The organism is Ignavibacteriales bacterium (assembly GCA_026390595.1).
In the GTDB taxonomy this organism is placed as follows: domain Bacteria; phylum Bacteroidota; class Ignavibacteria; order UBA10030; family UBA10030; genus UBA9647.
This window is the reverse complement of record JAPLFQ010000021.1, coordinates 95,755-111,703: the sequence shown is the minus strand read 5'-3', so window position 1 is coordinate 111,703 and position 15,949 is coordinate 95,755. Positions and strand designations below refer to the sequence as shown.

Here is a 15,949-nt window from a genome sequence, read left to right as displayed (position 1 = left end):
TGGAATTTCTCTATGAACACTCTGCGAGACAGGCTGCTGAGAATCATCGCTTCTCTCTTCGTATTGATGAGCGGTGGGTTGTTTTCTCAAAATCCGATCACGCCATCCGGCGTCTACATTGCAGATCCTTCGGCACACGTTTGGCCGGACGGCAAGATGTATATCTACGGTTCGTTGGATGAAAGCCCGCAGTACTACTGTTCGTGGAAACATCACGTCCTTGTGACGGATGATCTAAAGACCTGGAAAATCTACCGGAATGCCTTCTCCTCGAAGGGAGACGGAGACGCCGTCTCATACAACGACGATCTTCTCTTCGCCCCTGATTGTGCGGTGAAGAAAGACACTTTCTATCTCTACTATTGCCAGCCAAGTCGCAAGGTGCCGGAAGGGGTTGCGACATCCACGAGCCCAACGGGTCCCTTCGAACATGGTCAGGCGCTCGATCTGGGCGGACAAAACCAGATCGATCCGTCGCTGTTCATCGACGATGACGGCCAGGCGTACTATCTGTGGGGACAATTCACCATGAAAATGGCGAAAATGAAGCCCACCATGCGCGAACTGGATCTGTCGACAATCAAAGATAGCGTGCTGACGGAAGGAGAACATTTTTTTCACGAAGGTGCATTCCTTGCCAAACGAAACGGCATCTACTATCTGATCTATTCCGACATCAGCCGGTCCGAAATGCCGACGTGTATCGGTTATGCAACCAGCACGTCACCGTTCGGTCCATATAAGTACGGCGGAGTCATCGTCGACAACGACCATTGCGACCCGGGCAATTGGAATAACCATGGCTCCATTGTGAAATTCAGGGAGAAGTGGTACGTTCTCTATCATCGCTCCACGCACGGCTGCAACACGATGAGGAAAGCATGTATCGAACCGATCCGGTTCAATCCAGACGGATCGATCCCGGAAGTTGAAATGACCTCCCAGGGAGCCGGCGATCCCCTGCCTGCCACTTCCACGATCGATGCTGAACGAGCGTGCCTTTTGTATGGCAACGTCAGAATCCAGGCGTTCGCATCCGATAACGAAGAGCTTGCAGGAATGGGGAACGGTGACAAGGCGGTTTTCAAATATGTGGACTTCAAGGCGGGTGTGAAGAGCATTTCTCTTCGCGTCGCTCCGGGTGAAAACGGGGGACGGATTGTCGTTGCCATCGACCAGCCGTGGCACAAGAGACTGGCCAATATCACTATTCCCGGGACGAAGGGAACGAAAGAGTGGCAGACTCTGACGTTTGATGTTGAACCTGTTGCGGGGGTACACGCGCTGTGGCTTCAGTTCTTTGGGAAGGGCAGCCAGATGTTCTCGATCGATTGGCTCAAGTTCAACTGAGATGGGCATACAGATTTGAACTATCATTTTCCACCAGGGTAATAAGAAGGAGCACAGAGCATGATCTCACGCCGGAGTTTTCTGAAAGTCGGAGGCTTGTCCATCTCGGCAGCCGGATTTGCCAGCAGCCTGTTCGCAAACACCTCGTCTTCGCAGGAGGCCAAGCTTCAGAACATGGTATCGGGTGTGAAACCCCTGACGCCGGAAGACTATGAAGAGCGTTTGGAGCAGGCCCGGAAACTGATGGCGAAAACGAACATGGATGCATTGTTCGTGAGTGGCGGATCTGATCTTGGCTACTTCACGAACGTCAACTGGTTCCTCAGCGAAAGGACGTTCGGAGGGATCATCAATCGCAAAGGAAAGACAATCTGGGTTTGGCCTGCCTTCGAGGCAGAGAGCGCCAGGGAAATGATACCGAAGGAACAGGAGCTTCGCACCTGGGAGGAACATGAGAATCCGTTTCAGTTGATCGGCGGAGTGATGAAGGATCTTGGTGCCGCATCAGGAAGGCTCGGCATTGCTCCTGCGACGCGGAGTTTCGTTGGCTTCGGACTCAAGAAGGAAGTTCCGGGACTGGAACTCGTCAATGGAGCGGTCATCAGCGAAGGGTGCAGGGGCATCAAGTCTCCGAAAGAACTTGCGTATATGGAACTTGCGAACAAGATCACCAAGCTCGCATATGCTGAAGGCTTCAAACAAATCAAGGAAGGCATGTCCCCGCGCGATCTTTCGGGCGCCATCAGTTCTGCTCATCAGCAGATGGGTGTCAGAGGGAGCGGCGGACCTCAGTTCGGTTTGAGCACCGCGTTCCCCCATGGATCGCGGGCTCAACGTACGCTCCATGACGGAGACGTTGTTATGGTGGACGGTGGATGCAGCGTCGAGGGATTCCAATCGGATGTCACCCGGACGGTCGTATTTGGAAAGCCCACCGACAAGCAAAAAGCAGTTTGGGATATCGTGAAGAAAGCTCAGTCAGCTGCCCTGAAAGCGGCCCGACCGGGCGTCCCGTGTGAAGAGGTCGACCGTGCCGCCCGGAAGGTGATTGAAGATGCAGGATACGGTCCGGGGTACAAATACTTTGCCCACCGTCTCGGGCACGGAATCGGCATGGACGGTCATGAATTCCCCTACCTCGTGAAAGAGAACAAGCTCAAACTGCAGACTGGCATGACGTTCAGTGATGAGCCGGGAATCTACATCTACGGCGAATTCGGCATCAGGATCGAGGATTGCTTCGTGGTTACCGAAGATGGGGGCCGTTTCTTTGGTGGAATGGAAGCAACAGCAATCGACAAGCCCTTTGGCGAAGCGTAGCTGTTTCCGTTGTTTTGGGTCACCAAAACGACGATGAACCGTGTCTGAGCCGCTGAGCGGAGTATCACCTCGCCCGGCAGGTGCGCTCCGAACTGATTGATCTTCGATTTCTTGTCGGAACTCGATGCGTGCACGAGCACGTTCATGTAGTGATGAGCATCGATGGAAATCTGGAGGAGAGCCTACAATCGCTGGATAATTCGATACTTACGCCGTACCTTCAGTTGCCAGCCGTATCTGCTCTATTCTTCATGTTTCGCTACACCGCGGACGGGCTGTTATTACCGCTCTCCTCGACTCATATCAAATGAAAATGCCTCGCAGTATCTGAAAGGTGTCACGCGTATGAGACCATACAAGAATCGTCTGTCGTTCCTCTGCTTGCGCCCGCTGGCCATTCTTCTTGTTGTCGCGTACTCCTTTTCCTTTGGTCGGCCTCAGCGAGAGCAGAAGTCACAACCATCGATACAAAAAGCTCTGACGATTGAAAACCAGCAGGTGCGATGCACAGTCCAGCTCGACGGGGCAAAGCTGGTCTCCGACGGCCTCGAAGCATTGCCTGCGTGGGCATCGAGTCTCGGAGGAAGCGCGACGAGCATCGAAACTGACGCCGATTTCGCAATCGACCTGATGTACACCGATTGGGACGCACCGGGGAAAGCAAACAACGCCGACAATTTGATCACATTTACAAAAAGTTCATTTCTCTACCAGCGCCAGGAGACTCGTGAAACATCAGACGGCGCGAGGGAGCTTGTGCTCTACTTCGGTGGATTGGGGCACTCCATCCAGCTCGTCATGACGTATCGTCTTGAACCGAAGACGTTTTATGTAAAGAGGAACATTGCGCTTGTCGATACGACATTGAACCGGCATTTTGTGCGCTTCATCTGGCCGCGCTCGGGAGAAGTACTGGGTGTAACAAAAGTGATCAAGGATGGTGGTTTTGGCCAACCCGTCGCTGTTCTCCTGAAACGGGGAGGAGCGTTTTTCGGAGACGAGTACCCGGCGTCAGACAATCGTCTGTCCGCACTCTCAAACGGGAAGTACCTGATCAAGTGCGGGGCAGAGATGGGCGAGCGCATCGGGAGGACGTTGCTCGCAAGCGATTGGTCGGTGGAGGGTATCACTCCGGATCCGTACGTGAAGCTCTGGTTCTCCAGGTATGTGGACAATATTCGTGTGGCGCCGCTGCGATCGTTTTCACTGTACAACACATGGTACGATCTGCGATCGCCGGAATACCCGCGTTGGTCGAAGGACAATGTGATGGGCATCGAGACGTCCTTGAAGATGGTCGATATCCTGCGGCGGAACATGATTGAGAAGCATCACATCCAGCTGGACGCGTTTGTCCTTGACGACGGGTGGGACGTGTACAAGAGCGATTGGGTGCTGAGAAAAGAGCAGTGGCCTAACGGGTTGAAGCCTTTGGCAGACGAACTCGGCAAGACAAACACGAGCCTTGGTGTCTGGATCGGTCCCACGGGCGGCTATTCGTTCCATTCGCAGCGGTTCAATTGGATGAAGGAACATGGGTATGAGACCGTTGGCGACATGATGTGCGTTGCCGGAAAGAACTATGCCGCGCTCTTGCGTGGCCGGGTTTCGGACTTTGTGCAGAATGACGGTGTCGGATATTTCAAATGGGATGGCATCCAGTTCTCCTGCAGCGAACCGAATCACGGCCATCCCGTCGATGTGTATTCGAGGAGAGCTGTGCTGAACTCGGTTGCATCGATGTCCAAGGCTGCACGCGACAGGAACCCCAACATGTTCCTGAATATCACCTCCGGCACCTGGATGAGCCCGTGGTGGGTCACATACGCCAACACAATCTGGATGCAGGGTGCAGACTATGGATTTGCCGATGTCCCGTCGATAAGCTCACGCGACGGTTCCATTACGTACCGCGACTTTGTCCTGTATGAAGACTGGAAGCTTAAGGGGCTCTGGTTTCCCATCTCGAACCTGATGACGCACGGTATTATCAAGGGAAAGAACTTCTCCGTCGGGAATGCGGCCGAGCCGCTTGACAAATTCACCGACGATGTGCTTTTGTACTTCGCACGCGGGGTGGCAATGTATGAGCTCTACATTTCGCCCGATATCCTCTCCGATGGTGAATGGACCTCGATCTCCCGCTCGATGGCTTGGGCGCGGAAAAATTTTGATGTTCTGATGAATACAGAGCTGGTTGGCGGAAACCCGATGAAGGGGGAGACGTACGCCTATGTGCACTACAAGGGAGCGAAAGGAATCATAGCTGCCCGCAATCCCGTCATGGAAGCCTCCAAGGTGGATGTGGAACTGGCAGTCTCACAGGGGCTCGACCCGAAAGCCTCTTCTTTGGTATTGCAGCGGCTCTATCCGACTCGCTGGACTTCCCCGAAGCTCTACAAGGCAGGAGACAAGATCACCCTTCCGCTTGATGGCTTCGAAACTGCGGTCTACGAGCTCTTTCCGATACAAGATGCTACTGAACCGCTTCTTGCCGGAGCAGTGTACGATGTCGTCGGCAACGATCATGTCGCATGGAAATCCGTGGTTCATTCGGTAACTCCGGATTTCAGGATACTCAATCCGTCAGTTCTCAGATCAGAAGCAGATGCTTCGAATACAATCCGCGATTTGCAGATGGGGCTCACCGGAGGCCGATCGGCCGCCGTCGTCGGTGACGTGAAGATCGACGGGTCCCAGAGTTCGACCGGCGTGGTCGCTGTCACGTTCACCGCCGCAGAGAATGCAGCGGATGCAATGATGGCCGTCCTCCTTGCGCAGGACAATTCCACCAAGGCAAAAACAACATTGAAAGTGACGGCGCAGGTTGACGGACAAGACACAAAGGTATCGACGGAATACCAGGAGGGAAAGTCGCAATGGTACACAGTCGCTGTGACGCCTGGAAGGCATAGTTTGACCCTGAAGATTGCGCCGACGAAAGACAGCCTCTCCTGGCAGGGGAAGGCGACAGCCTGGTTTGTCGCGAAGCAGCGGCAGAACACGAAGGTTTTGGAAATAGCTCTTAAGCAGTCTCCGCTGGAGCGATCACTCCCACCGATCGTCTGGCAAAGCGGTGAAGTGCGGAAGAACTTGAAATTGGGAGAGGTGAAGCTTTCCGCAGCGAAATTGAAGTAGTGTGAACCGATAACAGGTGCGTATGAGCGAGCAGTTGACTGATCGGCGTGAAGCCTTGTTGAAACTATCCCATGAGCTGGGGCGTGAGGATCGCGGATGGGCGATCCTGGGCGAAGGAAACGCGTCAGCTCGCGTTGACACTGAGAGCTTTCTTGTGAAGGCGAGCGGTAGCAGCCTCGGAACGCTGCGTAAGGAAGAACTCGTGCAATGCAAATCGCTGCAGTTACTGAGTCTCATGGACAGACGGAGTGCGACAGACCAGGAGGTCGATTCCGCTCTCTATGCATGTAGAGTGGGAGAGGATACGAAGAAGCCATCAGTTGAAGCGGTTTTCCACGCTTATCTCCTGAGCTTGCCGGGTATTGCGTTCGTAGGTCATACGCATGCTCCGGCGGTAAACCAGGTGCTCTGCTCGCGCCGAGCGAGGGAATTTGCAGTGAAGAGAATATTTCCGGACGAGGCTATTTGTTGCGGAACCGAATCGGTCTTCATTCCGTACACGGACCCTGGTCTGAAACTTGCACAAGCTATCAAGAAGACCACTGAATCATACCATAAACGAAAGAGAATCTATCCTCGGGTCATCGTGCTTCAGAACCATGGCATTATCACGATCGGCGGAACGACGCAAGCCGTGCTTGCCGCGATGATGATGGCAGAAAAGGCTGCAACGATCTGGGTGGGGGCAGTCGCTTTGGGTGGACCTGTATTTATGACGAAGCAACAGGTCGACCGGATTGCTACCAGACAGGACGAAGAGGTTCGTCGTCGTGCGATGGGAATTTGAGGTCAAAGGGAGAAAATCTTGGAAACGCGAAAATCGTACCGCTTTGTAAACTATCTTTGGGATGATGCCGTCGCTGCAAAGCTCGATCCCGTGGGACAGCTGATCTACCGCTCCAATCTGCTGGGAACCGATCAGCGCATCACAAATACGGGCGGAGGAAACACTTCGGCGAAGGTGAAGGAAATCGATCCGATGACCGGACTCCTGGCAGAGGTCCTTTGGGTCAAGGGCTCAGGCGGAGACCTGCGGACTTCGACGAAAGAGAACTTCTCCTCTCTCTATCAGGAGAGACTTCTCGCATTGCAGCCGAAGTATCTGAGGGCAGGGAAGAAGGGGCCGAAAAGTGAGATCGAGGATTCCATGGTCGGAGCGTATCCTCACTGCACGTTCAACCTGAACCCCAGGGCGACATCGATCGATACCCCGCTCCACTCATTTGTACCGTTCACGCACGTTGATCACATGCATCCCAACGCGGTGATCGCGATCGCAGCGTCGAAGAACTCCGAGAGATTGACACGGGAGATTTTCGGTGACGATATCGTCTGGATAGGATGGCAGCGACCGGGATTCGATCTCGGACTGAAGCTGCAGGAAATCTGCACGCAGTATCCGAAAGCCAGGGGTGTCCTCCTCGGTCAGCATGGGATCATCAATTGGGCCAATGAGAGCCGTGCATGCTATGACCTGACGCTCGATCTGATCGAAAAAGCTGCAGCGTTCATCGATACACGCGACAAGAGAGAGAAGACATTCGGCGGAGAGAAATATCGTTCGCTCGATCCTCAGAAACGGCGTGAAGTGTTCGTCCAGATTCTTCCGTGGCTCCGTGGACAGGTGAGTCAGCAGAAACGCTTCATAGGAACAGTCCAGGACGACGACACGATGCTGCGATTCGTGAACAGCGTCGATGCTCCGCGGCTGGCTGACCTCGGAACGTCCTGCCCCGACCATTTCCTCCGGACGAAAATCAAGCCGCTCTACGTCGATTGGAACCCGGGTGAGGAGAATCTCGATCAGTTGAAGAAGAAGCTGGCCGACGGATTGGCCCAATACCGGAGAGACTATGCAAGCTACTACAACCGCTGCAAGCACTCCGACTCACCTGCCATGCGCGATGCCAATCCAACTGTGATGCTAATCCCGGGCCTTGGTATGATCGCGTGGGGGAAAGACAAAAGCGAATCACGCGTAACCGCGGAGTTCTACAATTGTGCGATCGATGTGATGCGGGGTGCAGAAGCGATGGATGAATACATTCCGCTCCCCCAGCAAGAGGCATTCGATATCGAATACTGGCTCCTCGAGGAGGCAAAGCTCAAACGCATGCCTCCTGAGAAAGAACTCGCACGCCAGATTGTGGCAGTGATTGGTGCTGGAAGCGGGATCGGAAAAGAAATCGCTCATCGCGTCGTGAGAGAAGGAGCGCACGCGGTGTGCGCTGATGTCAACGCCGATGCAGCGAAAGCGACCGCGAAGGAGATAACCGATAAGTTCGGGCTCGGCATCGGTGTAGCGGGAACCGGTATCTCGAACTGCGGTCCGGCGATCGGCCTCCTGACGGACACAACGAACAGGAACGCCATCAAAACGATGCTCGAGGACATCACGCTTGCCTATGGAGGCATCGATGGCGTCGTAGTCACGGCAGGTGTGTTCGTTCCTCCTGATATGAGCGGCCACATTCCGGATGACAAATGGGCGCAGACGTTCGCGGTCAATGTCACGGGTGTCTACCTGGTTGCAGATGAAGCGTGGAAGATCTGGAAAGAACAGGGGCTGAAGGGAAGTCTTATCGTTACCACCAGCGCGAATGCGGTTGTCGCCAAGAAGGGGAGCCTTGCGTACGACAGCAGCAAGGCAGCAGCAAACCACCTGGTGCGGGAACTGGCGCTTGAACTGGCGCCCCTGGTTCGTGTGAATGGCGTCGCCCCTGCCACGGTAGTTGAAGGCAGCGCGATGTTTCCTCGTGATAGAGTCATCGCGTCCCTCGCGAAGTACAAGATTGTCTATTCCGAGACCGACAGCGATGATACGCTGCGGTCGAGGCTGGCCCAGTTCTATGCGGAGCGGACGATGTTGAAGCAGGCGGTCACGCCGGCCGATCAGGCAGAAGCAGTGTTTCTGCTCCTCAGTAGTCGATTGGCGAAGACTACGGGCCAGATTCTTAGCATCGATGGCGGGTTGCACGAGGCGTTCTTGAGGTGAAAGGCGATGGATGGATCATCGTCCCCATCGATGTGAGCCCTCTCTAACGGCGTAAGGATCAGTCCATGAAACGAGCAGACACGTCTCTCATCCCCACTGAGCGAATAGAGCGCTCAATCTTGTCAATCAGAACCCATAAGGTCATTCTCGACAAAGATCTTGCTGCGCTCTATGGCGTTCAAACTCGTGATCTCAATAAGGCGGTTGGGCGCAATTTCGATCGTTTCCCGCCAGATTTTTTGTTTCAGTTGACTGCTGGTGAATTCAGAGATTTGATGTTCCATTTTGGAACATCAAGTTGGGGAGGCACTCGGAAACTCCCTTACGCCTTCACAGAATTGGGAGTTGCGATGCTCTCCAGCGTTCTAAAAAGCAAGCGGGCGGTGTTGGTCAATATCCAGATCATGAGAACCTTTGTAGCGCTTCGAAAGATTTTTGAACCCCACAAGGATGTCTCCAGGAAGCTGGATGAAATGGAAAAGAAATACGACCGACGATTTCAGATAGTCTTTGAAGCAATCAAGCAGCTATTGGAACCGCCGGCGAAGTCAGATCGAAAGATTGGATTCAGGATTGAGGAGCCAAAGACCCCATACCGAGGAAGAACGAAACGGTAATCTACGTTCGCTGGAGAATTTCTGATGGGAGTGGCGCGAAATACGTTACTGTGGATATCGGAAAACCGAAAACTCCGACAGGCCTTGCCGAAGTACAGGTTCATCCGGCGGGCGGTCTCTCGGTTTATGCCGGGGGAACTGCTTGAAGACGCCCTTCGGGCGGCGGAGAGACTGAAGCCGCTGTCTATCTCTTCGGTCTTCACGCTGCTCGGGGAGAACGTAGCCGACGAACGGGAAGCGAAGCAGGAGGTCACACACTACGTCGCTATGCTGCGCCAGATCAGCACGCGCGGCCTGGACACTCACGTCTCTGTGAAGTTGACTCACCTTGGCCTCGATCTCAATGAAGATCTTTGCGTCAACAACCTTTTGGCGATAGTCGCCGAGGCCAAAGCGCTGAACAACATGGTCTGGATTGACATGGAGCAAAGCCAATATGTTGACCGCACCATCGATGTGTACAAAAAGGTCCGCAAAGACTATCCAAATGTCGGGCTCTGTCTGCAGGCCTACCTCTACAGGACGGAGAAAGATCTCGAAGACCTCTTTCCTCAGAAACCTACAATTAGATTCGTGAAGGGGGCATACAAAGAACCCCCGTCGGTTGCATTCAAAAAGAAATCCGATGTTGACGAGAATTTCTTCAAGCTCAGCAAAGCATTGCTTGGCCAGGTTGGGAACGGAGCGAAACTTGTTGCCGGAACTCATGACATGCAGTTGATTCGCAGGATACAAGTGGAAGCAGAACGGGTGGGAGCACAGAGGTCTGACTACGAGTTTCATCTTCTCTATGGGATACAGGCGAACGAGCAACAGCGTCTTGCCCGTGAAGGATATTCTGTTCGCGTGCTGATCAGTTACGGGAGCTTCTGGTTCCCCTGGTATATCCGCCGGCTTGCTGAACGGCCTGCTAATGTCTGGTTTGTTGTGCGGAAGATGTTCTCATCATAGAAACATTGCCGGAACCCCGGGTTCGGGTCTTGTGACGAACCCAAAAGAAACAGGAATTTGATCAATTCAATGGGGACTCAACTATGAGAATGCGCATTTTTGTCGGCATTATGATGATCAGCCTCATGTCGTGCGTTGCGCTGGCACAGTCGAAAATCAAGATTGCCGTGATACCCAAGGGGACGACGCATATCTTCTGGAAATCGGTAGAGGCCGGGGCACAGGCGGCGGGGAAAGAATTGGGAGTTGAAATCATCTGGAAGGGACCGCTCAAGGAAAACGATCGGGCTCAGCAGATTGCAATCGTGGAACAGTTTGTTCAGGAGGGGGTCTCGGGCATCGTTCTCGCTCCACTGGACAACACTGCATTGCAGCGTCCTGTCGCGACGGCCGTGAGCAAAAAAATTCCTGTCGTCATTTTCGATAGCGCCCTGAAAGGAGAGCCTGGCAAGGATTTCGTCAGTTTTGTAGCGACGAATAACAAAAAGGGGGGATCCCTGGGAGGAGAGTATCTCAGCAAGCTGCTGAATGGAAAAGGAAAGATCGTCCTCCTGCGCTATCAGGTGGGATCTGCCAGCACGCAAGAACGCGAGGATGGATTTGTCTCTGCTCTTGCAAAGAGTCCGGGGCTCAAAATGACTGTGGACAATCGCTATGCCGGAGCCACTGCCGGAGAAGCGAAGACCGCGGCAATGAATATTATCGACAAGCTGAAAGAGGCGGATGGCGTTTTTGCACCGAACGAATCTTCCACATTCGGGATGCTCCTGGCGCTCCGACAGAACAACCTTGCAGGCAAGATCAAATTCGTCGGGTTCGACACTTCCCCGCCGCTCATCGAAGCATTGCAAAGAGGTGAGATTGACGCTCTCGTCGCGCAAGATCCGACGAAGATGGGATATGAAGGGGTCAAGACCGTCGTTGCGTCCATCAGAGGCAAACAGGTCTCTGCGACGATCGACACCGGCGAGCGCGTGATAACACGGGAAAACCTTAACACCCCTGAAATCAAAAAACTTCTCGGCATCCAATAAGCTATGCAGGAGTCAACCAATGAAATCCATCAGACTCACAATACTGGTTTTTGTCATGGTTACTCAAGCTGTCCTTGCTCAGGGCGCAGGTGCCCCGAAATTCGGCGATGATGTCGCGTTCCTCAAGAAGCATGTTGACGTCATCGTTCTTTCCGACAAGTCATCGTCGACACAAGTCGCTGTGATCCCGTCATATCAATGCAGAGTGATGACGAGCACTACAGGGGGCTCTGATGGCCTCAGCTATGGATGGGTGAATCGTGATCTCATTTCATCAGGCAAGACGCAACCTCACATTAATGTCTTTGGCGGTGAAGACCGCTTCTGGATCGGTCCGGAAGGGGGGCAGTTTTCCGTCTTTTTCAAGAAGGGGGACGCCTTTGACCTTGAGCACTGGTTCACTCCCGCCTCCATCGATACGGAGCCGTTCGAGTTGGTGAGCAAGAGCTCTGATCGTGTCGTTTGCCGCAAGTCAATCCAGCTGACGAACTACTCGGGTACGACGTTCGATCTGGTAGTGAATCGCGAAATCAGTCTCCTGGACACAAAGTCAGCTCAGAAGTACCTTGGCGTTTCTCTTAAACCCGGCGTAAGAGTCGTCGCGTATGAATCCGTGAACTCGGTCAGAAACACCGGCACAAATCTGTGGACCAAAGAAGGGGGACTTCTTTCCATCTGGATTCTGGGTATGTTTAACGCTTCACCGGCCACGACCATAGCAATCCCATATGTGAAGGGGGATGAAACCAAACTGGGTCCCGTTGTGAACGACTCCTATTTCGGAAAGGTGCCTGCGGATCGCCTGGTCGTGAAAGACGGAATGATCTACTTCGCCGCTGATGCAAACTACCGGAGCAAGATCGGCATTCCTCCGCTCCGTACGAAGCCCATGCTGGGAAGCTACGACGCCGTCAACAAAGTCCTCACGCTCGTCCAGTTCACATTCCCGAAGGGTGCGGTGGACTACGTGAATTCGATGTGGGAGGTTCAGAAGAAACCCTTCGGCGGCGATGTCGTCAACAGCTACAACGACGGTCCTCCGAAACCCGGCGCGGCCCAGCTGGGGAGATTCTACGAGCTCGAGACCTCTTCGCAGGCGCTGGCATTGAAACCGAATGCGAGCGGAACTCACGTGAGCCGGACAATGCACCTTCAAGGCCCGGAGCCTGAGCTCGACGCAATCGCGCGCGCAACCCTGGGTGTTGGACTCGATCAAATCAAGAACGGATTGAAGAAGTAAACCTACTACTTTCGTCGAACCGAATGAAAGTCTGGCTCAAGAAGCTCGGACCTCTCGTTGGTCTGGCTTTCGTTTTCGCGCTCTTCACGTTGCTGACGCCGGGGAAATTTGCGTCCGTCAGCAACCTCCAACTGATGCTGATGCAGACCGCCGTCGTCGGCACTGCCGCTTTGGGGATGACGATGATCATCATCAGCGGAGGGATTGACCTCTCTGTCGGATCTGTTATTGCCCTGACAACTGTCGTGGTTGCTCTGCTCCTCAACATCGGTGCCCCGCCATTGCTTGCAGCCGCTGGCGGTGTTGTGGCGGGGATGATTTGCGGTTCCATGATCGGCCTCCTCATTACTCGTTTCCGGCTTGCACCCTTCATCGTCACACTCGGCATGTGGGGCGCCCTTCGCGGCACCGCAAAGGGACTGGCAAACGAACAGATTGTCGTTACTCCCGGCACCTGGCTCACCAGACTCCTGAACACTCTCACGGAAGAACAGGCCTGGATGCTCCTTCCTCCCGGCGTCTGGATGATGCTGTTTCTTGCTGTCGTTATCGGCGTTGTGCTGAAGTACACGAAGCCGGGGCGGTATATGTTCGCTGTGGGATCGAACGAGGCAGCCGCCAGGATTTGCGGAGTCCCCGTCGAGCGGACGAAACTCCTGGTATACATCCTCGGGTCCGGGTTCGCTGCGCTGGCTGGAGTTCTCCAGTTTTCGTATCTGACCGTCGGTGATCCGACCACGGCCTCCGGCATGGAGTTGGACATCATCGCTGCTGTCGTCATCGGTGGAGGAAGCCTTGCTGGCGGCGAGGGAACTATCCTTGGCAGTCTCGTGGGAGCGCTGATCATGACGACAGTCGGAAACGGTTGTACAAAGATGGAGTTCCCAAACTGGGTACAGGAAATCGTCGCCGGTGCCATTATTGTAATCGCCGTGGCTCTCGATCGGTTCCGCCACCGCACCCGTCAGTAGCCAATTCTCTTTCTCCCGATCACATTCACTATTCCGTTCCTCCAATGAAAACCCTGATCGCTTTTCTGCGATGCCTTTTCCTCATCGTTCTCACGACCTTCACAGCAATCGAGGGGAATGCTGTAACAATGGACAAGAAGGGACCAGCAATCTCCATTATTCCCAAGCCCCTCTCGATGAAGTTGGATGACGGCACGTTTCTTCTCACCAGGAATACAAGTATCAGGTTTGTTGACGATTCAAAAGACGTGCGCATGATCGCAGAACGTCTCGCGGCAAGGCTTTCGGCGCCCACCGGATTCGCGGTCGCCGCCACGCTTCAGAAAGAGGGAAAGGTGCCTTCCGACGCAATCGTTCTCGCACTGGTTGATGACGTGAATCTCGGTCCCGAAGGTTACCGGGTCAGTGTGACGAAGAAAGCGGTCCGCATCGAGGGCTCGGCAGCCGCCGGATTGTTCTATGGGGTGCAGACATTGTTCCAACTCCTGCCGGCAGAGATAGACAAAAGCACCGTGACCTCAGGCGTTGCGTGGTCGGCTCCGTGTGTGCGCATTGAGGACAAACCGCGGTTTACCTGGCGGGGGATGCATCTCGACGTCGGAAGACATTTCTTTTCCAAGGATTCTGTCAAACGTTACATCGACATGATCGCTTCATACAAGATGAATACCTTCCACTGGCATCTGACCGAAGACCAGGGGTGGCGGATCGAAATCAAGAAGTATCCCCGCCTGACGACTGTCGGCGCATGGAGACGTGAGACGATGATGGACTGCACGCCTCATGGCGGGTTTTATACGCAGGACGAAGTGCGCGAGATCGTCGCGTATGCGCGCGAGCGATTCATCACGGTCGTCCCCGAAATTGAAATGCCGGGCCATTCACTAGCGGCCTTGGCTGCCTATCCCGAGCTGTCCTGCTCCGGAGGACCATTCAAAGTGGGAACGGAGTGGGGCGTCGTCAATGACGTCTACTGTGCGGGGAATGAAAAGACATTCCAGTTTCTCGAAGACGTGATAGCCGAGGTCGCCGCACTGTTTCCGGGTCAGTTCTTCCATATCGGCGGCGATGAATGTCCAAAACTTCGCTGGAACAACTGTAAACGATGCCAGGATCGCATGGCGGCAAACGGCCTGAAGAACGAGCAGGAACTTCAGAGCTATTTCGTGAAGAGGATCGAGAAGATGCTGGAAGCTCAAGGAAAACGCCTTGTCGGATGGGATGAAATCCTCGAAGGGGGAATTGCTCCGCGAGCAACCGTCATGTCGTGGCGCGGGATCGTCGGTGGAATCGAAGCGGCCAAATCAGGGCACGATGTCGTTATGACGCCCACATCATACTGCTATTTCGACTATTACCAGGCAGCCGCCGGTGAACCAAAAGCTATTGGCGGCTTTCTCCCGATTGACACGGTGTATGCTTATGAACCGATTCCGACTGAACTGACTGCCGATCAGGCGAAACACGTGCTGGGCGCTCAGGGGAATGTGTGGAGTGAGTGGATCCCCAACTACCGGCAGGCCGAATACATGGCGGCGACACGCATGATGGCTCTGAGTGAGGTCGTCTGGTCCGCCCAATCGCATCGAAACTTCAAAGACTTCATGCATCGCATGACTCCGCAGTACAAGCGGTTGGGATATCGTGACATCAACTACCGCGTCCCGGGTCCGCTCGGCATCGGTGGACGAAAGATCATCTTCCGTGACACGATCGCTGTCATAACGAGTCCGGTACAGGATGCCATACTCTGCTTTACGATGAACGGCGATGAGCCAACACGCAACTCACCTCAGTATTTTAAACCTATTCCGATCAAGGGGGACGTGACGCTGAAAACCATCCTCGTTCTTCCGGACGGAAAGACGAGCAGCACCGTCACGACAAACTTCATGATGGTTGATCCGAACTTCAATGGTGTGGCGTTCAATTATTTCCAGGGAGAATGGGTGATGGTCCCGGACATGAACGCAATGAAGCCGGCACAGTCAGGGGTGGTGTTCGATATCGGACTAGGGAGCGTCCCCAAGCGTTGGGACAACTATGGGCTCCAGTTCAAGTGCACCGTCACAATACCGAGCGCCGGCGAGTATGCATTCTATCTTGCTTCTGACGATGGCAGCAAGCTGTTTCTTGACGACAAAGAGCTTATCAATAACGATGGTGCTCATGGCATGGTTGAGGCATCGTCGAAAACCACACTCACCAGCGGCAAACACAAACTCGAAGTTCGCTATTTTCAACAGGGGGGAGCGCAGGATCTCAACGTCTCGATCGAGGGGCCCGGCTTGCCGAAGCAGCCATTACCCCCCAGATTGCTGTCCATCCACTAG

General features: G+C 54.1%; 11 protein-coding genes. All 11 read left to right on the top strand.

The genetic code is table 11. From position 1 onward, the window contains the following. Positions 1-12: 12 nt before the first annotated feature. Positions 13-1,350 (top strand): family 43 glycosylhydrolase, encoded by a 1,338-nt coding sequence (locus NTU47_10610; GenBank protein MCX6134251.1) that lies wholly within the window; start codon positions 13-15, stop codon positions 1,348-1,350. A 60-nt stretch (positions 1,351-1,410) separates the two neighbouring features. After that, complete coding sequence (locus NTU47_10605) at positions 1,411-2,670, top strand: Xaa-Pro peptidase family protein (protein ID MCX6134250.1); 1,260 nt, start codon at positions 1,411-1,413, stop codon at positions 2,668-2,670. A 345-nt stretch (positions 2,671-3,015) separates the two neighbouring features. Then, positions 3,016-5,808 carry an alpha-galactosidase gene (locus NTU47_10600; protein MCX6134249.1) on the top strand — a complete coding sequence of 931 codons (2,793 nt, stop codon included), beginning with the start codon at positions 3,016-3,018 and terminating at the stop codon, positions 5,806-5,808. A 22-nt stretch (positions 5,809-5,830) separates the two neighbouring features. Further along, positions 5,831-6,595 (top strand): class II aldolase/adducin family protein, encoded by a 765-nt coding sequence (locus NTU47_10595; GenBank protein ID MCX6134248.1) that lies wholly within the window; start codon positions 5,831-5,833, stop codon positions 6,593-6,595. An 18-nt stretch (positions 6,596-6,613) separates the two neighbouring features. Next, entirely contained in the window at positions 6,614-8,803 is a 2,190-nt protein-coding gene (locus tag NTU47_10590; protein ID MCX6134247.1) for a bifunctional rhamnulose-1-phosphate aldolase/short-chain dehydrogenase, read from the top strand. Positions 8,804-8,868: 65 nt separating this feature from the next. After that, entirely contained in the window at positions 8,869-9,420 is a 552-nt protein-coding gene (locus NTU47_10585; protein MCX6134246.1) for an ORF6N domain-containing protein, read from the top strand. Positions 9,421-9,444: 24 nt separating this feature from the next. Next, positions 9,445-10,371, top strand: a complete 927-nt coding sequence (locus NTU47_10580; GenBank protein ID MCX6134245.1) for a proline dehydrogenase family protein — start codon at positions 9,445-9,447, stop codon at positions 10,369-10,371. A gap of 83 nt (positions 10,372-10,454) precedes the next feature. Then, on the top strand, positions 10,455-11,405 hold the full coding sequence (locus tag NTU47_10575) for a substrate-binding domain-containing protein (protein MCX6134244.1): 951 nt from the start codon (positions 10,455-10,457) through the stop codon (positions 11,403-11,405). A 19-nt stretch (positions 11,406-11,424) separates the two neighbouring features. Then, on the top strand, positions 11,425-12,645 hold the full coding sequence (locus NTU47_10570; GenBank protein MCX6134243.1) for a hypothetical protein: 1,221 nt from the start codon (positions 11,425-11,427) through the stop codon (positions 12,643-12,645). A 23-nt stretch (positions 12,646-12,668) separates the two neighbouring features. Next, positions 12,669-13,616: an ABC transporter permease gene (locus tag NTU47_10565; protein ID MCX6134242.1), complete on the top strand. Its 948-nt coding sequence runs from the start codon at positions 12,669-12,671 to the stop codon at positions 13,614-13,616. A gap of 44 nt (positions 13,617-13,660) precedes the next feature. Next, positions 13,661-15,949, top strand: a complete 2,289-nt coding sequence (locus tag NTU47_10560) for a family 20 glycosylhydrolase (GenBank protein MCX6134241.1) — start codon at positions 13,661-13,663, stop codon at positions 15,947-15,949.